Annotated in this window: 22 protein-coding genes; 17 read left to right on the top strand and 5 right to left on the bottom strand. The window is 59.9% G+C overall.

The window, feature by feature from the left end; genetic code table 11:
* Nucleotides 1-738, top strand: coding sequence for a hypothetical protein (locus EQM14_RS15960; RefSeq protein ID WP_128744149.1), 738 nt, complete (start codon nt 1-3; stop codon nt 736-738).
* Nucleotides 739-1,256: 518 nt separating this feature from the next.
* Here EQM14_RS15960 and EQM14_RS15955 read toward each other — a convergent pair.
* Nucleotides 1,257-1,703, bottom strand: a complete 447-nt coding sequence (locus EQM14_RS15955) for a hypothetical protein (RefSeq protein ID WP_128744148.1) — start codon at nt 1,701-1,703, stop codon at nt 1,257-1,259.
* A gap of 215 nt (nt 1,704-1,918) precedes the next feature.
* On the opposite strand from EQM14_RS15955, the gene EQM14_RS15950 reads away from it, so the two are divergent.
* The 12 genes from EQM14_RS15950 (at nt 1,919) to EQM14_RS15895 (ending at nt 13,917) form a co-directional block, all read left to right on the top strand.
* A complete protein-coding gene (locus EQM14_RS15950; protein ID WP_128744147.1) occupies nt 1,919-2,455 on the top strand; it encodes a stage V sporulation T C-terminal domain-containing protein in 537 nt (178 codons plus the stop codon).
* 126 nt (nt 2,456-2,581) lie between these two features.
* Entirely contained in the window at nt 2,582-3,085 is a 504-nt protein-coding gene (gene rimP, locus EQM14_RS15945) for a ribosome maturation factor RimP (protein ID WP_128744146.1), read from the top strand.
* Entirely contained in the window at nt 3,082-4,152 is a 1,071-nt protein-coding gene (gene nusA / locus EQM14_RS15940; protein WP_128744145.1) for a transcription termination factor NusA, read from the top strand. Before rimP ends, nusA begins: the two co-directional genes overlap by 4 nt.
* Nucleotides 4,153-4,185: 33 nt before the next feature.
* The gene (rnpM, locus tag EQM14_RS15935) at nt 4,186-4,458 is read left to right on the top strand and encodes an RNase P modulator RnpM (RefSeq protein WP_128744144.1); all 273 of its coding nucleotides are present in this window, start codon (nt 4,186-4,188) and stop codon (nt 4,456-4,458) included.
* Nucleotides 4,448-4,753 (top strand): L7Ae/L30e/S12e/Gadd45 family ribosomal protein, encoded by a 306-nt coding sequence (locus tag EQM14_RS15930; RefSeq protein WP_128744143.1) that lies wholly within the window; start codon nt 4,448-4,450, stop codon nt 4,751-4,753. Before rnpM ends, EQM14_RS15930 begins: the two co-directional genes overlap by 11 nt.
* Before the next feature lie 15 nt (nt 4,754-4,768).
* Nucleotides 4,769-7,339 carry a translation initiation factor IF-2 gene (infB, locus tag EQM14_RS15925; RefSeq protein ID WP_128744142.1) on the top strand — a complete coding sequence of 857 codons (2,571 nt, stop codon included), beginning with the start codon at nt 4,769-4,771 and terminating at the stop codon, nt 7,337-7,339.
* A 324-nt stretch (nt 7,340-7,663) separates the two neighbouring features.
* The gene (gene rbfA, locus EQM14_RS15920; protein ID WP_128744141.1) at nt 7,664-8,023 is read left to right on the top strand and encodes a 30S ribosome-binding factor RbfA; all 360 of its coding nucleotides are present in this window, start codon (nt 7,664-7,666) and stop codon (nt 8,021-8,023) included.
* Complete coding sequence (locus EQM14_RS15915; RefSeq protein ID WP_128744140.1) at nt 8,010-8,966, top strand: DHH family phosphoesterase; 957 nt, start codon at nt 8,010-8,012, stop codon at nt 8,964-8,966. Before rbfA ends, EQM14_RS15915 begins: the two co-directional genes overlap by 14 nt.
* Nucleotides 8,963-9,865 (top strand): tRNA pseudouridine(55) synthase TruB, encoded by a 903-nt coding sequence (gene truB, locus EQM14_RS15910; RefSeq protein WP_128744139.1) that lies wholly within the window; start codon nt 8,963-8,965, stop codon nt 9,863-9,865. The genes EQM14_RS15915 and truB overlap by 4 nt, the downstream gene beginning before the upstream one ends.
* 264 nt (nt 9,866-10,129) lie before the next feature.
* Entirely contained in the window at nt 10,130-11,065 is a 936-nt protein-coding gene (ribF, locus tag EQM14_RS15905) for a riboflavin biosynthesis protein RibF (protein ID WP_128744138.1), read from the top strand.
* A 190-nt stretch (nt 11,066-11,255) separates the two neighbouring features.
* Entirely contained in the window at nt 11,256-11,519 is a 264-nt protein-coding gene (rpsO, locus tag EQM14_RS15900; protein ID WP_128744137.1) for a 30S ribosomal protein S15, read from the top strand.
* Between the two features lie 184 nt (nt 11,520-11,703).
* On the top strand, nt 11,704-13,917 hold the full coding sequence (locus tag EQM14_RS15895; RefSeq protein WP_128744136.1) for a polyribonucleotide nucleotidyltransferase: 2,214 nt from the start codon (nt 11,704-11,706) through the stop codon (nt 13,915-13,917).
* A 39-nt stretch (nt 13,918-13,956) separates the two neighbouring features.
* Here EQM14_RS15895 and EQM14_RS15890 read toward each other — a convergent pair whose 3' ends face one another.
* Nucleotides 13,957-14,271, bottom strand: a complete 315-nt coding sequence (locus EQM14_RS15890) for a helix-turn-helix domain-containing protein (protein ID WP_128744135.1) — start codon at nt 14,269-14,271, stop codon at nt 13,957-13,959.
* Between the two features lie 225 nt (nt 14,272-14,496).
* Between EQM14_RS15890 and proB the strand changes: the two genes are divergently transcribed.
* From proB to EQM14_RS15875, 3 genes are read left to right on the top strand one after another with little or no spacing between them, the layout of a single operon-like run.
* Nucleotides 14,497-15,297, top strand: coding sequence for a glutamate 5-kinase (proB, locus tag EQM14_RS15885; RefSeq protein WP_128744134.1), 801 nt, complete (start codon nt 14,497-14,499; stop codon nt 15,295-15,297).
* Between the two features lie 39 nt (nt 15,298-15,336).
* On the top strand, nt 15,337-16,581 hold the full coding sequence (locus EQM14_RS15880) for a glutamate-5-semialdehyde dehydrogenase (protein WP_128744133.1): 1,245 nt from the start codon (nt 15,337-15,339) through the stop codon (nt 16,579-16,581).
* Between the two features lie 16 nt (nt 16,582-16,597).
* Nucleotides 16,598-17,689 (top strand): hypothetical protein, encoded by a 1,092-nt coding sequence (locus EQM14_RS15875; protein ID WP_128744132.1) that lies wholly within the window; start codon nt 16,598-16,600, stop codon nt 17,687-17,689.
* A gap of 101 nt (nt 17,690-17,790) precedes the next feature.
* Here the strand turns inward: EQM14_RS15875 and EQM14_RS15870 are convergent, their stop codons facing one another.
* The 3 genes from EQM14_RS15870 to EQM14_RS16485 are packed head-to-tail and all read right to left on the bottom strand — an operon-like array spanning nt 17,791 to nt 18,722.
* Nucleotides 17,791-18,165 (bottom strand): hypothetical protein, encoded by a 375-nt coding sequence (locus EQM14_RS15870; protein ID WP_128744131.1) that lies wholly within the window; start codon nt 18,163-18,165, stop codon nt 17,791-17,793.
* An 8-nt stretch (nt 18,166-18,173) separates the two neighbouring features.
* Complete coding sequence (locus EQM14_RS15865) at nt 18,174-18,551, bottom strand: hypothetical protein (RefSeq protein WP_128744130.1); 378 nt, start codon at nt 18,549-18,551, stop codon at nt 18,174-18,176.
* Nucleotides 18,552-18,722 (bottom strand): hypothetical protein, encoded by a 171-nt coding sequence (locus EQM14_RS16485; RefSeq protein ID WP_164919118.1) that lies wholly within the window; start codon nt 18,720-18,722, stop codon nt 18,552-18,554.
* An 80-nt stretch (nt 18,723-18,802) separates the two neighbouring features.
* On the opposite strand from EQM14_RS16485, the gene EQM14_RS15860 reads away from it, so the two are divergent.
* Complete coding sequence (locus EQM14_RS15860; RefSeq protein WP_128744129.1) at nt 18,803-19,267, top strand: YfcE family phosphodiesterase; 465 nt, start codon at nt 18,803-18,805, stop codon at nt 19,265-19,267.
* Nucleotides 19,268-19,271: the final 4 nt, after the last annotated feature.

Below are 19,271 nucleotides of genomic sequence, written 5' to 3'. Positions count from 1 at the left end.
ATGGAACTCCCGGCGGGATTTTTACCCGTTTGCGGCTTAAAGTGCTATAATGGTAATAAATTCAAAGATGGGGGTTTTCATACGAAGATCAGAAACGGAGTGATTGCCGGGGCGCTGGCCGCTTTCCTTCTCCTGTCTGGGTGCGGGGGGAAAACCGCGCAGGCGGGAAACGGAAGTTCTTCCAGCCGGGAAGGCTCAAGCCAAAGCGCAGGTTCCGCGGTCAGTCGGGAGACAGCGGCTCAGAGCGGCGCGCCGGATTCCTCTCAAAGCGCCGTTTCGCAGAGCGCGGCTTCGGTCGCCTCTTCGACGGCTCCGAGCGTGGAATCGAAGAACTACGACACCGGGTACGAAATCAGCACGGACGGCGTCTGGGAAGCCTACGACAGCAACAAGGACGAATACAAGCTGCACGTCAGGAAAAAGGACGGGACGGGGGACAAAGTCATTGTTGACGATATCGTCCTCTGCCCGTGCATCGCGGGGGACTGGGTCTATTACATCAGCCCTCTGGTTGAAATCGATAAAATCAGGCTGGACGGAACCGGTAAAACAAAAGTCTGCAGCATGGATGCGTTTCATGGCGTGTGCGGGAGCACGGCCGTGACCGCGTCGTACAAGGACGGGGCGATCCTGTACCGGACGCAGCAGATGCGCAGCGTGGGGGACAGCAGCTCCTACCCGGCCTATTATTTCAGCCTGGACACGGAAACCGGAACCGTGACGGAAGTCAAAAACTGAAAAAAGCCGCAAAAAGAGGAGGAGCCCGGTGGGGTTCCTCCTCTTTTTATACTGCCGGCGCCGAAGCGCGGCGGCTGAAAGTTCCATTTCCCATATTTTGCCGGAATTTGCCGGTTTTCCCTTGACTTCAAACGGGAAAGTGGTATTATTTAACTGTGAGGCACAAAAAGTGCAATGCGGAGACAGGTGTTGGCGCACCGGCCTCCTGCATACGGAGAAATGACCTCCATACACAACTGAATCATCAGCGCATTGCGGTTCCTATTATACCGCCTGTCCGTCCGTTTGTACAGGGGGTATCGGTTGGATTTGCGTGTGTTTTGTTGGCGTTGTATATGGATTGATTTCCGTGTACGGCGTTTTTTTGCGCCTTGCGGCAGCCGGAGCCCGGCGGGGCGGGAGCACAGCCTGCACCACTGTCCTCCTTCCGCCCGCCGGGCCCGGATGTTTTTTGTTGTGAAAAGGGGTATCAAAAAAGGCGCGCCGCCCGGCGCGCCTTTTCCTCTTGCGGGAAAACCTCAATATTTGATCTCTTTGACGAAATTGTCGATTTCGTCCTTTTTGCCGACCGTGCCCTTGCAGTTAAGAAGGGTATCGCCCATCCGGACCAGGGTATAATAGATCTCGCCGTTCTGCGCGGTGTATTTGTTGTAGGAGTCCGAATCGACCGTGCTTGTCCCGCCCGTCGCCTTCAGGCTTTCTTTCAGCGAAGCGTACTGTTCCTGCGCCGCGGAAGCGTCTGAAAACGTGGTAAAAGTAATCTGCGTGTCAGAATCGCTTTTGGCGGCGGTCAGCGTTTTTGCGTCCGAACCGGAGGAGGAAGAGTCCTGCGACACCTTGTACCCCAGAGCCTCGGCTTTTTTTTGAAAATCATCGCTTGAAATCGGGGTGCGTGCGGAGCACGCGGAAAGGACCAGAAGACACGCGGCAAGCGCGGCGGCAAGGAATCCGGCAGTTTTTTTCACGGTGAACCCTCCATCATGGAATGCCATACGGCTTTTCTTTTAAAATATTTTTAAAATATAAATTATTATAAACCGCTTTCGGCCGGTTTACAAGCCCCGCGCCCCGCTGAAATGCTGCTATCAATTTCCAGAAACAACCTTGTTAAATCCTGCATAGTCAGCCCTTTCCTGCGGATAATATGGTTGTAAATCACCACATAGGAGGGAAATCAATTTTGAAAGCCACAGGAATCGTAAGAAGGATTGACGACTTGGGTCGTGTTGTAATACCGAAGGAGATCCGCAGAACTCTGCGAATCCGCGAGGGAGACGCTCTCGAGATTTACACGGATTCGCAGGGGGGAGTCATTTTTAAAAAATATTCACCCGTCGGGGAGCTCTCCACGTTTGCTTTCCAGTATGCGGAGGTTTTAAACCGCACGGCGGGCCTGCCTATGTTGATTTGCGACCGGGACCACGTCGTTGCCGCGGCCGGAGTATCCCGCAAGGAATACCTGGAGCGCCGCGTCACGCCGGAGCTGGAGGAATGCATGCAGTCGCGGCGGACCTTCATCAACACCAGCGGCGAAAAGCTGCAGCCTATCGAGGGGATCGACCGCATGGCGAGCGTCGTCTGCCCGATCCTGGCTTCCAGCGACGTGACGGGCGCCGTGATCCTGCTGGAGGACGACACGCAGGCGGCCCCGGACGAAACCAAAATGAAGCTGGTGCAGGTCGCGGCGGCCTTTCTCGGAAAGCAAATGGAGGAATAGCGGAATCTTTCTCGGAATTCCCTTGCAATTTTACTTTTTATGTGTTAAAATAGCAAAAGTATATGAATGATGGGATGAAAGAGTGGGGCGACCCGCTCTTTTGTTTGTATAGCGGGGTGAAGCGTTTTGGCGGGAAAAGGGAAAGAGGGCGGCGTTGCCGGCGCGGTCTGGCGTCTTGCGCTGCCGTTCGCGCAGCGGCTCGGCCTCTCGGTCTGGGACGTCCGGTATGAAAAGGAAGGCGGCGCCTGGTACCTGAGGATTTTTATCGACAAGCCCGGCGGGGTCGGCATCGACGACTGCGAGGCTTTGAGCCGCGCGGTCAACGGGCCGCTCGACGAGCTTGACCCGATCCGCGAACCCTACTGCCTGGAGGTTTCTTCCCCCGGACTGAACCGGGAACTGCGGCGAAGCGAACATTTTACGGCCTTTCTGGGCTCCCGCGTGGCGGCCAGGCTGATCCGGCCGCTGCCGGACGGAACCAGGGATTTTACGGGGGAACTTGCCGGATACGGCGGCGGAGAGCTGACGCTTCGGGCCGAGTCCGGGGAAACGGCCCGCCTGTCCCTTCGGGACACTGCCTGGGTGCGGCTGCTGGAAGAGGATGAATTGGAGGAGTATGAGGAAAAATGAACAGCGAAATCTTTGACGCCCTGAACCTGCTGGAAAAAGAGCGGGGCATTTCGGTTGATTTTATGGTGGACCGGATCAAAAAGGCGATCGTCACGGCCTGCAAAAACAGCTACGGCAACGAGGACTGCGTGGTGAACGTGGACCAGGCGAAAGGAAATTTCGAGGTTTACCTGCGCAAGACCGTCGTTGAGGACATAACGGACAAAGGGAAGGAAATCACGCTGGAAAAAGCAAGGGAAATCGATCCCGCGGCCGCGGCCGGAGAAAAGGTCGCCGTTCCGCTCGACACGAAGGAATTCGGGCGCATCGCCGCGCAGACGGCGAGGAACATCATCCGCCAGGGCATCCGCGACGGCGAGCGCGACCGCATGCTGCAGGAATTCGAAAGCAAGCACCAGGAACTGGTCAGCGCCGTGGTCGAGCAGGTCGACCCCCGCTCCGGCGCCGCGACGCTTTCGATCGGCAAGGCGGAGGCCGTGCTGCCGAAGTCGGAGCAGGTGGCGGGCGAAAAGCTGAGGGAAGGCGACCACATCAAAGTGTACGTCGCGGACGTCAAGGAGACGGAGAAGGGCCCGCGCGCGATCATCAGCCGGATCCACCCGGACCTGGTCAAGCGCCTGTTCGAGGCGGAGGTGCCGGAAATCTACGACGGGACGGTCGAGATCAAGGCGGTTTCGCGCGAGGCGGGCTCCCGCACGAAAATCGCCGTCCTGAGCCACAACCCGGACGTCGACGCGGTCGGCTCCTGCATCGGCGCGAAGGGGATGCGCGTGAACCGCATCGTGGCGGAGCTCAGCGGCGAGAAAATAGATATCGTCCAGTACAGCGACGACCCGAAGCAGTTCGTCGCCTCCGCGCTTTCCCCGGCCAGCGTTGTGGACGTTGTTCCGGCGGAGGACGGCTCCCACGCGTGCCGGGTCGCGGTCCCGGACGACCAGCTTTCGCTCGCGATCGGAAACAAAGGCCAGAACGCCCGCCTTGCCGCAAGGCTGACGGGTTGGAAAATCGACATCAAGCCGGAGAGCGGATTCTATGAGGAGCCGGCGGAGGAACCCGCGGAAGAATAATCGGGGAACGACTGCCGAAGGGGGCGTGTTGCGATGCAGAAAAGAAAAGTGCCGCTGCGCATGTGCGCGGGATGCGGGCAGATGAAGCCGAAAAAGGAGCTTGTGAGGGTGGTGAAATCCCCCGAGGGCGAGATTTCGCTGGACCTGACCGGCCGAAAGCCCGGGCGCGGCGCCTATGTCTGCAGAAGCGCGGACTGCCTGAAGGCGGCGCGGAAGGCCAGACGGCTGGAAAAAGCTTTTTCCTGCCGGATCCCGGATGAGGTGTATGACCGTCTGGAGGAGGAACTGAACGGGAATGAATCGTAGGCTGCTTTCCCTGCTGGGGATTGCGAGGAAGGCCGGAAAACTCAGCCTGGGGAGCGACGCCGCGTGCGAGGCGGCGCTCGGCGGAGGATGTCCGCTCGTTCTGCTTGCGTCGGATCTTTCCCCGCGCACGGCCCGCGCGGTCAGCGAGGCTGCGGCGAGGGGAAAGGCGGAAACGGCGGTTCTTCGTGCGAACATGGATGAAATCGGCTGTGCCATTGGGAAAAGGACGGGGGTACTTGCGGTAAATGATATAGGATTTGCAAAGAAGCTGCTCGCGCTGAACGCGGAAGATTGAGGAGGAATTCGTACTATGATGATTAAATACAGGGTTCACGAGGTCGCGAAGGACCTGGACGTCCCGAATAAGGACGTGATCGATGCTTTGCAGAAATACACCGGCGAAACAAAAAAACATATGACGGCCCTGACGGAAGACGAGCTGGACGTCGTGTTTGAATCTTTTACCCAGAAAAACAACACGAACAGCCTGGACGCGTATTTCGCGGAGGCCAGCAAGCGCAAACCGGTTGTGGTGGAACCGGAACGCCCCGACGTGGCGGTCCGCACCCAGCCCGCGCCAACCGCGGCGAAACCGGCTTCCCCGGCGCCCGCTCACCGCCCCGTCCCTGCTGCTTCCTCCTCCTCAGCGCCCCGCAGAAGCGACGGAAAAAGGCCCGAAAACGGCGGCAGGCCGCAGCCTCCCGACAACCGCCAGCGGCAGGGTCAGCGCCCCGCGCAGCAGCAGCAACAGCAGCGCGGCAATTTCCATCAGCGCCCCGCGCAGCAGCAGGCTTCCGGCGGGAACCGGAACGTGCAGAAGGATCATAAGGCGCAGCCGCAGCGGCGCGCCCCGCAGAACAGCATCCGGCTGGAGGGCGGCGGGAATGGGAACAATTCCATTCAGCGGCCCGCGGGCAGGATCGTGGATACCCACGCTTCCCATGTGGAGCTGGACAAATACAACGAGAAATACGACCGCCTCGCCTCGGAGAAGGTAAAGCCGAACGACAACACGGTGAAAAAGCAGAAGCTGACCCAGCGCAGCAGCCAGTACCGCGGCAGGCCCAGGGGTGCCCGCAGGGAGACGGAGTCCGAGCGCCTGCGCCGCATCGCGCTGGAACGCAAGACCAAGCCGATCACCGTGCAGATCCCGGAGCAGATCACGGTCGGCGAGCTGGCCACGCGCCTGAAGGCGACCGTGGCGGAGGTCATCAAGAAGCTGATGGGCATGGGCGTGTTTGCCGCCGTCAACGACGTGATCGACTTCGACACCGCTTCGCTCGCGGCGATGGAGTTCCACGCCAAGGTGCAGAAGGAAGTCGTTGTGACCATCGAGGAGAGGATCATCGACGACAGCGAGGACAAGGACGACAATCTGGTGCAGCGCGCGCCGGTCGTGGTCGTGATGGGCCACGTCGACCACGGCAAGACCAGCCTGCTCGACGCGATCCGCCACACCAGCGTCACCTCGACGGAAGCGGGCGGCATCACGCAGCATATCGGCGCCTACCAGGTCAAGGTCGGAGGGCGCGACGTCACGTTCCTGGACACCCCGGGCCATGAGGCCTTCACCACCATGCGCGCGCGCGGCGCGCAGGTGACGGATATCGCGGTCCTGGTCGTCGCGGCCGACGACGGCATCATGCCGCAGACGGTGGAGGCGATCAACCACGCGAAGGCCGCAAAGGTTTCCATCATCGTCGCGATCAACAAGATGGATAAACCCGGCGCGAATCCCCAGATGGTCATGGAAGGCCTGACGAAATACGGCCTGGTGCCGGAGGAATGGGGCGGGGACGTCCCGTGCGTACAGGTTTCCGCGGTGCAGAAGACCGGAATTCACGAGCTGCTTGAGATGATCCTGCTGGTCGCGGACATGAAGGAGCTCAAGGCGAACCCGGACCGCGCCGCAAAGGGCACGGTCGTCGAGGCGCGGCTCGACAAGGGCCGCGGGCCGGTCGCGACCGTTCTGGTTCAGAACGGCACCCTGCGCCAGGGCGACATCGTCGTTGCCGGCACCACGGTCGGCCGCGTGCGCGCCATGGCCGATGAGAACGGCAGGACGATCGAGTCCGCCGGGCCGAGCGTTCCGGTGGAGATCACCGGCCTGGACGACGTGCCGACGGGCGGCGACATCTTCAATGCCGTTTCGGATGAGCGCCTTGCGCGCGAGCTGGTCGACCAGCGCCGGAACGAGCAGAAGGAAGAAAAATTCAACGCGCGGACCAAGGTCACGCTCGACAACCTGTTCGACCAGATGCAGCAGGGAGACATGAAGGAGCTGCACCTGATCGTCAAGGCGGACGTTCAGGGTTCCGTCGAGGCGGTCTGCCAGTCGCTTGAGAAGCTGACGAACGAAGAGGTCCGCGTCAACGTGATCCACAGCGGCGTCGGCGCGATCAACGAATCTGACGTCATGCTGGCCTCGGCCTCCAACGCGATCATCGTGGGCTTCAACGTGCGCCCCGACCCGGTCGCGGAGGAGAACGCGAAGCGCGACGGCGTCGACCTGAGGCTTTACCGCGTCATTTACGACTGCATCAACGAGATCGGCGACGCCCTGAAGGGCATGCTTGCCCCGAAGTTCCGCGAAGCCCAGCTCGGCAAGGCGGAGATCCGCCAGGTCTACCGCATCAGCAGCGTCGGAACCATCGGCGGCTGCCACGTCACGAACGGCAAGATCACGCGCACCGCGCAGATCCGCATCGTGCGCGACGGCATCGTCCTCGCGGAGGACAAAATCGCGTCCCTCAAGCGGTTCAAGGACGACGCGAAGGAAGTCGCGGAAGGCTATGACTGCGGCATCGGACTGGAGAAATACAACGATATCAAGGAAGGCGACATCCTCGAAGCCTTCGAAATGGAAGAATACAAGGAGTAGCAAGCTGAGCCTGCACGCACGCCCCGCCGTTTGGAACGGTGAAAACCCGTCCGCTTTGTTTGGCGGGAGAGTACGAAAATGCTTCCGGAAAGCGAAAGTGGAGAACGCCGTAGGCGCGAAAGGACGCTGTGAAAAGACGTGTGCGTCCGCCACAAGCGCGGGGCTACCCGACTGTTGAGCTTAACGGAGGAGTACGGGGGAATACTCCGGGAAGACTAAAGTCATGGACGCCGTAGGCGCGTCCCGACCGGAGGTCCGCCGAAGGCGCGAAAGACGCTGCGCGTCCGCAGTGGGCGCATCATCCTGATTAGGAGGGGATTTTTTATGGCCGGACATAAACTGGGACGTGTGACGGAGGATATCAAGCGCGAGCTGACGGCGATTCTCCGCGAGATGAAAGACCCGCGGGTCCGGGGGCTGATCAGCATCGTCCGCGTCGACGTGACGAGCGATCTGTCCTACGGAACGGTGTATATCAGCGCGATGGAGGGAATGGACCGTGCGAAAGAGGCCGCGGCAGGCCTGAAATCCGCTTCCGGCTTCATCCGGCACGAGCTGGGAAGCCGCCTGTCCCTGCGGAAGGTCCCTGAACTGATCTTCAAGCCCACGGATTCGATCGAATACAGCGCGAACATTTCCAGGATTCTCAACGATTTGAAGGAGGAGCGGAATGATAGGGATTAAGGAAGCGGCCGAACGTCTGCGAAGAGCCGGGCGGGTGCTGATCCTGAGCCATCAGTTCCCGGACGGGGACACGCTCGGCAGCGCCGCGGCGCTGTGCCGCGGTCTGCGGCGGATGGGGAAGCGCGCGGCGATCCGCTGCTCCGACGAAATCGGGCCGAAATACGACTTCCTGTTCCGGGATCTGCCGGACGACGATTTTGAACCGGACCTTGTCGCCGCGGTGGACATCGCGGACGAAGACCTGCTCGGCGAGCCGCTGAAATCACAGTGGGGCGGCAGGGTGGAGCTCTGCATCGACCACCACCCGTCCAACACGGGGTACGCCGCCGAGACCTGCGTGGACCCGAAGGCGGCGGCGACCTGCGAGATCATCTATGATCTCCTCAGGGAGCTGGGCGTCGCGATCGGGCCGGACATCGCCGCGCCGCTCTACACCGGGATCACGACGGACACCGGATGCTTCAAGTACATCAACGTGACCCCGCGGACCTACCGCATTGCGGCGGACCTGGTCGAAACGGGGATCGACGCTCCGACGATCAACAGGAAGATGTTCGACACCAAAAGCCGCGCGAGGCTCGACATGGAGCGGAGGGTACTGGATTCCATCCAGTATGACTGCGGTGGAAAAACCGCGGTGATCGTCATATCGAGGCGGATGATCCGCGAATCCGGCGCGAATGAGGACGACCTGGACGGCCTGGCGACGATTCCGCGCGGAATCGAGGGCGTTCTGATCGGCGTGACGCTGCGGGAAAAAGCGGACGGCGCATGGAAGGTGTCGCTGCGGGCGCTGCCGCCCGCAAACGCCTCCGAAATCTGTGAGCGGTTCGGCGGCGGCGGCCATAAAGGGGCCGCCGGGTGTACGCTGGATCTGCCGCTGGAAGAGGCGAAAAAACAGATGCTCGGCGCGGTGCGCAATTATCTGGAGACGCATGGATGAATGGAATTCTGATTCTGGACAAGCCCGCCGGTTTTACCTCCTTTGACGTGGTTGCCGTCCTGCGCGGCCTGACCCGCGAAAAGCGGATCGGGCATACGGGCACGCTGGACCCGATGGCGACGGGCGTGCTGCCTCTGCTGCTTGGCTGCGCGACGCGCGCGGAGGCGCTGCTGCCAGACACCGACAAGGAATACGAGGCCGGGTTTCGTCTTGGGATCGCGACGGACACGCAGGACACGACGGGAAAGACCGTCGCCGAAAGCGGACACGGCGCGACGGCGGAAGAGGTGGAATCGGCGCTCGGCGCCTTCCGCGGCGATATTCTGCAGGTGCCGCCGATGGTTTCCGCGGTCAGCGTGGGCGGAAAGCGCCTTTACGATTTGGCCCGCAGGGGGATCGAGGTCGAGCGTGAACCGCGTCCGGTGACGATTTACCGGCTGGAGCTGCTGTCCTATGACGAAGCGGCGCGTTCCGGCGCGCTCCGGATCGCCTGTTCGAAGGGCACCTATGTCCGCACGGTCTGCGCGGACCTGGGGGAGGCGCTGCATACATACGGCGCAATGTCCTCCCTGCGCAGAACGCGCGCCTCGGGTTTCACGGTTTCTGACTGCATCACGCTGCCGCGGGCGAAAGAGCTTGCGGCCGAAGGGCGGCTGGAGGAACGCGTCCTGCCGGTGGAAACGCTGTTTTCCGATCTGCCGTCCGTCGGCGTGTCTCCGGCGCAGTCGGTGAGGTTCCTCAACGGCGGAGCGCTGGATCTGGAACGGACTGCGCTTCGCCGGACCGCGCCCGGCGAAGGCTCCGTTTACCGTGTGAAAGACCCGGCCGGAGGATTTCTCGGGCTTGGCCGCGCCGAGAACGGCCGGCTCCGCGTGCTGAGGCTGTTTCCCGGCGGATAAACATTCCGCGCCCGGCGGGGGGCGAACACGGCTTTCGCCGGAAAAAGCGTTTTGACCTTCCATTCGCCCCGGCCCGTTTTTCGGAGGCTTGTGTGGACCTTCCTCCAAACGAAACCGCCGCCGAGGGGAAGGGTGCCGGAGCGCCGGGCGAAAACCTGAATTTGATTGCAGCTTTTCAGCCGCGGTCGACGGTTTGCATTCGGCCGGAGGCCAGCGGCACGCTGCCGCACAGAATAAATCCTTTTGTTTTGGAGAAAAATAAGCATGGAAATTGATCGAACATTGACGCCCTCCGAGGGAGACAGCGCCGTCGCATTGGGGAATTTCGACGGACTGCATGTGGGGCATCGGAAAGTGATCTCCCTCGCGCTGGACGGAGCATCGGAAGGGCTTCTGCCCACTGTTTTCACCTTTGCGGAAAACCCGCTTGCGGACCTGGGCGGAGGAGCCGGCGGGCGGCTGCTGTCGCAGGAAGATAAAATCGCCGTGCTGGAGCACATGGGCGTGAAACAGCTGTATATTCTGGAATTCCGCGCCGTGAAGGATCTTTCCGCGGAGGAATTTGTCGACAGGATTCTCATTGGCTGCTTAAAAGCGAAAAAAGTCTGCTGCGGCTTCAATTTTACGTTCGGACGCGGCGGAAAGGCGGACAGCTCCACGCTGGCTGGGCTCTGCGGGGCGCGCGGAGTCGCCGTTTCGGTTGCCAAGGCGGTGATGGTGGGCGGCACGCCCGTCAGCTCCACCCGCATCCGCGGTCTGCTGGAAGCCGGACGGGCCGGCGAGGCGGCCAAGCTGCTTGGGCGCCCGTTCGGCTACTGCATGCCGGTCCGCCGGGGCAGAAGGCTGGGACATTCGCTCGGCACCCCGACCCTGAACCAGGAGTTGCCGAAGGGCTTCGTCCAGCCGAAGTTCGGGGTCTATGTTTCACAGGTTCTTGTGGAGAATCAACGGTATGCCGGGGTGACCAATGTGGGAGTCAAGCCCACGGTCGGCTCCGACCAGCCGCTTTCGGAAACCTGGATGCCTGATTACCGCGGCGGTGAGCTCTACGGAAGGACCGTCCGGGTGGAGCTGCTCCGTTTTCTCCGCCCGGAGCGCCGGTTTCCCACGCTGGAGGACCTGAGAGCGCAGATTCTGCGCGACGGCGCGCAGGCGAGAGAATTTTTTTCGCAGGATGTTTCCGCAGCCAGGCGCATTTAAGAGCGCCGTCCAGGCCGGAGGCGCACTGTAAGTTTTCATTTACAAAACCATTTTGCTGTGCTATAATCTAAATCTATGGAACCAAGAATCCAAACGCCCCTTTCCCGGATCAGGGGGAACGCCCCGTGCGTGGGGATTTCACCGGCCCTGTTCTGAGAATGTGGGAAATTGATGAAAAGGTGGAACAGTTATGCTGAAAGAAGAAAAAACGGAAATCATCAAACAATACGCGCTGCACGAGGGCGACACCGGCTCGCCGGAAGTTCAGATCGCGATTCTGACAACCCGGATCAACGCTCTGACCGAGCACCTGAAGGCCCACAAAAAGGATCATCATTCCCGCCGCGGGCTTCTGAAAATGGTGGGCCAGAGAAGAAACATGCTCAACTATCTGCAGAAGAGCGATATCTCCCGGTACCGTGTCATTATTGAAAAATTGGGAATCCGCAAATAATTTACACTTCAGGGCAGGCGGTTCTTACCGCCTGCCTTTAGGCTTATTATGAGAAGTCTCCGGAGAGAGGGAAATACGGGAATTTAGCAGTGAAACGGACGCCCCGCGCGGCCGGCTGGACGCCGGTTTTATTGCTAAATCAGCCGTACCCGCTGTCCGGAGACGCAACGGAGGAGAGACGTTCATGTTTGAGAATTACAAAGTGTATAAAACGGAGTTTGCGGGCCGGCCGTTTGTGGTGGAAACGGGCAAGATGGCCCAGCTTGCAAACGGCGAGTGCCTGGTCCGCTACGGTGAGACGGTGGTCCACGTGGCGGCCACCGCTTCCGCAAAACCGCGCGAGGGCGTGGATTTTTTCCCGCTTTCCGTCGATTTTGAGGAAAAACTCTATTCCGTCGGCAGGATTCCCGGCTCGTACCTGAAGAGGGAAGGCCGGCCGACCGACAAGGCGATCCTGACCTCCCGCATGATTGACCGCCCGATCCGCCCCCTGTTCCCGAAGGACATGCGCAACGACGTTTCCGTCGTCTGCACCGTGATGAGCGTCGACCACGACTGTGAGCCGGACATCGCGGCGATGGTCGGCACGTCCATCGCGATCAGCATTTCAGACATTCCATGGAACGGCCCGATTTCCGGCGTCTCCGTCGGATATGTGGACGGGGAATTCGTCATCAATCCGGACAGCGAGCAGAGGAAGAAGTCCAAAATGGCCGTCACGGTCGTTTCGACCGCCGACCGCATCGCCATGATCGAGGCGGGCGCGGAGGAGATTCCGGACGACGTCATGTACAACGGCATCATGGCCGGGCACAAGGCGAATCAGGCGATGATCGAGTTCATCAATTCCATCAAGACGGAGATCGGCAAGAAGAAATTCTCCTACCCCAGCAACGAGCCGGACCAGGAAATGCTGGACGCAATCAAGGATTTTGCGCTGGAGGACGTCCGCGCCGCGCTGGATACAGACGACAAGAACGTCCGCGACGAGCGTCTGCAGCCGGTTTACGACAAGGTCCACGAAAAATTCGATTTGGTCTATCCCGACCAGCAGGCCAAGATCGACGAATGCATGTATAAGACGCAGAAATACGTGGTGCGCCGCTGGCTGCTCGATGAACAGAAGCGCGTCGACGGCCGGAAGATGAACGAGATCCGCCCGCTTTCCGCGGAAGTCGGCCTGCTGCCGCGGGTCCACGGCTCCGGCATGTTCACCCGCGGGCAGACCCAGGTCCTCACCGTCGCGACCCTCGGCCCTATGAGCGACATGCAGAACTTCGACAGCATCGACGAGCAGGAGACAAAGCGGTACATCCACCAGTACAATATGCCCTCCTACTCCACGGGGGAGACGAAACCCAGCAGGGGACCCGGACGGCGTGAGATCGGCCACGGCGCCCTCGCGGAGCGCGCGCTTCTGCCGGTGATTCCGTCGGTCGACGAATTCCCGTACACCATGCGCCTTGTCTCGGAGGTCCTTTCCTCCAACGGCTCGACCTCGCAGGCTTCTATCTGCGGTTCCACGCTGGCGCTGATGGACGCGGGCGTTCCGATCAAAGCGCCAGTCGCGGGCATTTCCTGCGGGCTGATCACCGAGGGCGACCGCTGGATGACCATGGTGGATATTCAGGGCGTCGAGGATTTCTTCGGCGACATGGACTTCAAGGTGGCCGGGACCCACGCCGGCATTACGGCGATCCAGATGGATCTGAAAATCAATGGCCTGACGCCGGACATGGTGCGCGAGGCCCTTTACAAAACGCACAAAGCCAGGGATTACATCATTGACGACATTATGCTCAAGGCGATTCCGGAGCCCCGCAAGGAGCTTTCCAAATACGCGCCGAAGATGCTTTCCATCTCGATCCCGCTGGAGAAGATCCGCGAAGTGATTGGGTCCGGCGGAAAGGTGATCCAGAAGATCTGCGCCGAGTGCGAGGTCAAGGTGGATGTGGAGGAAGACGGGCATGTCTATGTTTCCGGCATCGACCTCGACAACTGCAAGCGCGCGATCAGCATCATCGACACCATCGCGAACGATCCGGAGCCGGGCTCCATCTACAACGGAAAAGTGACGCGTCTGATGGATTTCGGCGCGTTTGTGGAAATCGCGCCGGGCAAGGAAGGCCTGGTGCACATCTCCCAGCTTGACGTCAAACGGGTCGAAAAGGTGACGGACGTCGTCAATATCGGCGACGAGGTCATGGTCAAGGTGCTGAATATCGATGACAAGGGAAGGCTGAATCTTTCCCGCCGCGACGCTCTGATCGAGGTGGACGGCCTGGTCCCGGAGAATGACCCGGAGCCGCGGCCGTTCCGCAGGCCCGCGCCAAGGCATGACGACCGGGGCCATTCCGGTCCGAAGCCAAGTTTCGGGAAACCGAGGCAGCCCAGATAGACGAAAGAAAAAGCGCAGTCTTACGGCTGCGCTTTTCTGTTACTTGTCTGCGGCGGGCGCCTTTTTGTTCATGCTTCGGAACTCACCCAGAATCATTTTCAAAATTTCTTCCTGGTTCATCGTAAGGCCGTCAATCTGCAGCAGCTTGCGGTTTTCCAGGCCCAGGATATAATCGGAAGATACGCCGTAGAGGATGGAGAGTTTAACCAAAACATCCAGCGACGGGGTTTTAATATTGTTCTCATAGCCACTGATCGTGGTTTTGGAAAGGTTCAGCCTTTTTGCTACCTGGGTTTGGGTCAGGTCTTTGTTTTCCCGCAGTTCGCGAAGACGATAGCCAAAATCGAAAATCATAATATCAGCTCCTTGAAATGAGTTTACTCGATAATCGTACACTTTCAGAGAACAAATTGTTGGATATATCAACCTGTAATTTACTTTGCACAAATTGTGACTGATTTTTTACCCTCAGGCGGCGATTCCTTTGGGGTGGGACCCAATTTCAGCAAAACGCGTTCAATCTTGCCGGAAATTATGCTATAATCTTAGCGGAATGAAAGGGAAAGAAAGGACAGAATTATGTCGGCAGTGACTCAGGCGAAAAGAATTGTGATCAAAGTGGGGACTTCCACGCTGACCTATGAGAACGGAAAACTGAACCTGCGCAGGATTGAGCGCCTGTGCAAGGTTCTGAGCGACCTGCAGAATTCCGGGAGGGAAATCGTGCTGGTCACCAGCGGGGCGATCGGCGTCGGCGTCGGGAAGCTCGGCCTGCGGGAGAGGCCGCAGGAGACGGAAAAGCGACAGGCGGTGGCCGCGGTCGGCCAGTGCGAGCTGATGTTTATCTACGACAAATTTTTCGGAGAATACAACCGAACTGTCGCGCAGGTCCTGCTGACCGGCGATGTGACCGCCAGTGAATCCACCCGGAAGAATACGGAAAACACCTTTCAGGAACTGATCGGAATGGATATCATCCCGGTGGTCAACGAAAACGACACCGTCGTCGTGGACGAGTTGGTCGGGAACCAGATCGGCGACAACGACACTCTTTCGGCGATCGTCGCCCGCCTGATCGGCGCGGACCTTTTGATTATCCTGACCGATATCGACGGATTTTATGACGGCAACCCGTCCGTGAATCCGAATGCGAAACGAATTCCGTTCGTGCCGCAGGTGACGGACGAGATCCGGACCTTGGCGGGCGGGACCGGTTCCCGGCGCGGAACCGGCGGGATGCGCACCAAAGTGGACGCCGCCGCCCTCGTCAACGAGGCGGGAATCCCCTGCTGCATTATCAGCGGGGCGTACCCCGAAAAATTGTACGACCTTTTCGAGGGCGCGCAAATTGGGACAGTTTTCGGAAAAAAAATCGGCTAGAATAGAACAAGGAAAATGCAGCAAACAGGAGAGAATGAAATGACTGCTTTGGAGGAAATGGGGAAAAAAGCGAAAATTGCCGCCCGGGAGCTGGCCGCCGCAGGAGAGCTCAGGGAAAAGGCGCTGTTCGCCATGGCCCGGGCGGTGGAAGACGCCGGAGAGGAGATCCTCGCCGCCAACCGGACGGATCTGGAAGAGGCCGAACGGAACCATATGAGCGCGCCGCTGATGGACCGGCTGGCGCTTTCCAAAGAGCGGGTGAGCGGCATGGCGGACGGGATCCGCTCGGTCGCGATGCAGGCCGACCCGGTCGGGCAGGTGGTCTCCGGGTTTGTCCGCCCGAACGGGCTGAAAATCGAAAAGATCCGCGTACCCATCGGAGTCATCGGCATGATCTACGAAGCGCGTCCGAATGTGACGGCGGACGCCGCGGCGCTCTGCCTGAAGGCCGGAAATGCGGTCATCCTGAGAGGCGGCAGGGAGGCCCTGCGTTCCAACGAGGCGGTCGCACGGGCAATGCGCGGCGCGCTGGAGTCCTGCGGAGTGAACCCCGACTGCATTCAGCTGGTGCGGGACCCGTCGAGGGAATCCGCGGTGGAAATGATGCGGCTGACCGGCTATATCGACGTGCTGATCCCCCGCGGCGGGCAGGGGCTGATCCGCTCGGTCGTTGAAAATTCACGCGTCCCGGTGATCCAGACGGGGGCGGGAAACTGTCATGTTTACGTGGACGATTCGGCGGATGTTGAAATGGCGGCTGAGATCATCTACAACGCCAAGACTTCCCGGCCCTCCGTCTGCAACGCGATCGAAACCGTCCTGGTCCACCGGGACATCGCGGAGCGGGCCCTGCCGGCCATCAAGGCGAAGCTCGACGAAAAGAACGTGGAGCTTCGCGGCTGCGAGCGAACCAGGGCGATTCTGGGGGACTGTGTCGTGCCCGCGGCGGAGGAAGACTGGGCTACGGAATACCTCGACTATATCCTCGCAGTCCGCGTGGTCGGCGATATGGACGAAGCGCTCCGGCATATCGCGCGTTATTCGACCGGGCACAGCGAGGCGATCGTGACAAACAGCTATGAGAACGCCCGGCGCTTTACGGCTTCGGTGGATGCGGCGGCCGTCTATGTCAACGCTTCCACGCGTTTTACCGACGGCGGGGAGTTTGGCCTGGGCGCGGAAATCGGCATCTCGACCCAGAAGCTGCACGCGCGCGGTCCGATGGGCGCCTTTGAGCTGACCTCGTGGAAATTCGTCGTGACGGGCAGCGGCCAGACTCGTTAGAATAAGGGAGAATACCATGGATACGAAAGACAAAAACCAAAACCCGCAGTCGTACTCCGCGGACTACCGTTCCTCCTACTCGCCCGGAAACAAAAAGGCCCCGCCGGAGGAAAAAACCCGAAAGACAGTTCCGGAACCGGGGGAGGGACAGACTCCCGCTTCAAAGCCGAAGCCGGAGCCGGAACAAAGACCTTCGGCATCCATGCCGAAAGAGGAGCAGAAACCTCAGGCTTCTGCGCAGCGGGTGAAACAATCCGTACCGTCGCCCTCGGCAAACGGAAAGAAGCGGCCCTCCGCATCCACTGCCGCGCGCCGCGCAAGGCTGGAAAACGAAACGGAAATTGATGATTTCCTGCCGGAAAGCGATGGAATCGACGACGAGCGCCTGCTGACGAAATGGGACGACGGCCTGGGCGCGTCGGCGCCAGCGCGCCCACAGCCAAGACGCCGCGGCCGTCATCGCTACGGGATCTTTGTCGGTTCGGTGGTCCTGATCCTGGCACTCGTGGGCGTGGGCTTTCTCGCGACGACAATCGGCACAAAGATTCATTCCGCTCTGACGGATGACACCGGGCTGCGCCAGTACGACCAGTTCCTGACGGTGGCCGTCGCGCAGGATCCGCAGCCGTTTTCCTCCCCCGACAAGGCGGATTCGGATTTTGTGCTGAACGCTTCCCTGTGGCAGTGCATGACGAGCGACAGCGCGGCGAACTATACCGATTACGACGACGCCGGAAGAACGATTGTCCCGCTCGGCGATGTCGTGGATGCCTGCCGCCAGCTCTTCGGCCCCGACTGCCAGCTTCAGCCGAAGAACCCTGAGGAGGAAACCTTTTTTGAGTACGACTCGCAGAACGCGCAGTTCCATGTGGCCCTTTATTCGCTTGACAGCACCTACACCCCCTACACCGAGAACGCAAAGAAAAAGGACGATATTGTTGTCCTGAAGGTGGGTTACGTGCCGCCGAGCGACGATACCCGCGCGCAGTCCGGTTCGGCATCCTCCAATGTGACGCCGAAGCCTGTCAAATACATGGAATACGACCTGAAAACGGACCCCTCCACGCAGAAGCAGTATATTTACGCGGTGAAAGCGCTGTCCGAATAAAAAAAACCGGGCGGGAATTGCAAACCGCCGCAAATCGCGCCAATTTTGAGGCCGCGTGATTTTGTCGGCGGTTTGGCCCGTCCGGGGGTGATGTCCGGCGGTTATGTTACGAGATACATCAGGGCGAAGATTAACGCCGTGTCCGCTTTTTCCTCCAGCAGGATCAGAAGGAGGACCCAGATCAGGGTGCGCTCGTTGTCTTTGAGCAAAGTATCAAGCAGACCTAGGCCGGCGTCTTCCGCCGGTTCCTCAGGTTCCGGCACAGGCGGCGGGGCAGGCGGAGGCGCGGGGGCCTTTTCATGGATGGGAAGCTGTTCTGAATGGGGATAAACTTCCTGCGCAGGACGCGCTCCGGCCGGCATGGAAGTGTCCGGGGCCGGAAAATGCGCCCTCGCCTGCATCTCCCGCGCACGTTTGACGGCTTCTTCCTGAAGACTCTGAAAATTATAGGAATCCCCGTTTCGATTTCCTGGCATGGTTCACCTCACAAAAGCCCGCTGCGCCGGATCAATGGGATCATCCGCACAATCTGCATCAGCCGGATTGCCTGATCCAGCTTTTTTCCCTTTTCTTCGTTCAAAAAGGGGCGCAGCGCCCGCAACAGCCGTGTGCTGTCGTCTTCCTGCCGGAACTTTGAAATCATGGGGGCGAGTTTCATGATCATCCGCAGCGAATCCTGATCCACGCCCTCCGGGGCGCGGCTGTCCCGCACGGCGGGCACCGCAGGAGTCTCATCGGGCGGGGGCGCGGGTCCGGACCCGGACCCGCCGCTTCCGCCCAGCATGCTCGCCAGGCCTTTGATTTTCTCCATGCTTTCGGGATTTTTCAGGAGGTCGTTCAGCATGGAGGAAAGATCTTCCATTTATTTTCCTCCCTTGAACTTGCGGATCAGGTCCTGCGCTTCCGGCGAATTCAAAATCTTTTCGCAGGCGCCTTTATCGGCCAGAAGTGATTTGACCCGTTCCCGATCCTTCGGACCGAGCTGGCTCATCAGGGATTCCAGCAACTGACGGTTTTCCGCGCTGTTTTGCATAACATCACCCCGCTATATCTTTATGCGATGCCTAAATAATATATACCCGTCCCGAAAAGGGCGGTTCCGGAGGTCTTTCCATGCGAATTCTGGTAGTATCGGATACCCACAGGGATTCCTATTCTCTTCGTGCGGCGATCCTGAAGCAGCCCCGGGCGGAGGTTGTCATCCACCTGGGCGACGGCGAGGAAGAGGCCGCGGACGCGCGGGACAGCTTCCGCGATAAGATGTTTCTGATGGTGAGCGGGAACTGCGACTGGGGCAGCATGCTGCCGGCGGAAGGGTTCACCACGCTGGCCGGAAAAAATATTTTCTATACCCATGGTTATACTTACAATGTGAAGTACGGCATGTATGAGATTATCTCCGCGGCTCGCAGCCGCAAGGCGGATATTCTGCTGTTCGGCCACACGCACGAGGCGCTGACCGAGTATCGGGACGGGCTGTATCTCATGAATCCGGGCTCGCTTTGCGGCAGCACGGGGACCTACGGGATACTGGACATCACCCCCGCGGGGATCGTAACCAATATTCTCAGGGTCTGAGGCT

Origin of the sequence: Caproiciproducens sp. NJN-50, assembly GCF_004103755.1 — a bacterium.
In the GTDB taxonomy this organism is placed as follows: Bacteria; Bacillota; Clostridia; order Oscillospirales; family Acutalibacteraceae; genus Caproicibacter.
Note: the sequence above shows the minus strand (reverse complement) of the source record. Positions and strands in the feature narration are given on the sequence as shown.

Coding starts and splice junctions, on each gene's coding strand:
- EQM14_RS15960 (WP_128744149.1), top strand. CDS start 1: ATGGAACTCCCGGCGGGATTTTTACCCGTTTGCGGCTTAAAGTGCTAT.
- infB (WP_128744142.1), top strand. CDS start 4,769: ATGATGATTAAATACAGGGTTCACGAGGTCGCGAAGGACCTGGACGTC.
- rpsO (WP_128744137.1), top strand. CDS start 11,256: ATGCTGAAAGAAGAAAAAACGGAAATCATCAAACAATACGCGCTGCAC.
- EQM14_RS15870 (WP_128744131.1), bottom strand. CDS start 18,165: ATGCCAGGAAATCGAAACGGGGATTCCTATAATTTTCAGAGTCTTCAG.
- nusA (WP_128744145.1), top strand. CDS start 3,082: ATGAACAGCGAAATCTTTGACGCCCTGAACCTGCTGGAAAAAGAGCGG.
- EQM14_RS16485 (WP_164919118.1), bottom strand. CDS start 18,722: ATGCAAAACAGCGCGGAAAACCGTCAGTTGCTGGAATCCCTGATGAGC.
- EQM14_RS15880 (WP_128744133.1), top strand. CDS start 15,337: ATGACTGCTTTGGAGGAAATGGGGAAAAAAGCGAAAATTGCCGCCCGG.
- EQM14_RS15895 (WP_128744136.1), top strand. CDS start 11,704: ATGTTTGAGAATTACAAAGTGTATAAAACGGAGTTTGCGGGCCGGCCG.
- rbfA (WP_128744141.1), top strand. CDS start 7,664: ATGGCCGGACATAAACTGGGACGTGTGACGGAGGATATCAAGCGCGAG.
- EQM14_RS15890 (WP_128744135.1), bottom strand. CDS start 14,271: ATGATTTTCGATTTTGGCTATCGTCTTCGCGAACTGCGGGAAAACAAA.
- EQM14_RS15930 (WP_128744143.1), top strand. CDS start 4,448: ATGAATCGTAGGCTGCTTTCCCTGCTGGGGATTGCGAGGAAGGCCGGA.
- ribF (WP_128744138.1), top strand. CDS start 10,130: ATGGAAATTGATCGAACATTGACGCCCTCCGAGGGAGACAGCGCCGTC.
- truB (WP_128744139.1), top strand. CDS start 8,963: ATGAATGGAATTCTGATTCTGGACAAGCCCGCCGGTTTTACCTCCTTT.
- EQM14_RS15915 (WP_128744140.1), top strand. CDS start 8,010: ATGATAGGGATTAAGGAAGCGGCCGAACGTCTGCGAAGAGCCGGGCGG.
- proB (WP_128744134.1), top strand. CDS start 14,497: ATGTCGGCAGTGACTCAGGCGAAAAGAATTGTGATCAAAGTGGGGACT.
- EQM14_RS15865 (WP_128744130.1), bottom strand. CDS start 18,551: ATGGAAGATCTTTCCTCCATGCTGAACGACCTCCTGAAAAATCCCGAA.
- EQM14_RS15875 (WP_128744132.1), top strand. CDS start 16,598: ATGGATACGAAAGACAAAAACCAAAACCCGCAGTCGTACTCCGCGGAC.
- EQM14_RS15860 (WP_128744129.1), top strand. CDS start 18,803: ATGCGAATTCTGGTAGTATCGGATACCCACAGGGATTCCTATTCTCTT.
- rnpM (WP_128744144.1), top strand. CDS start 4,186: ATGCAGAAAAGAAAAGTGCCGCTGCGCATGTGCGCGGGATGCGGGCAG.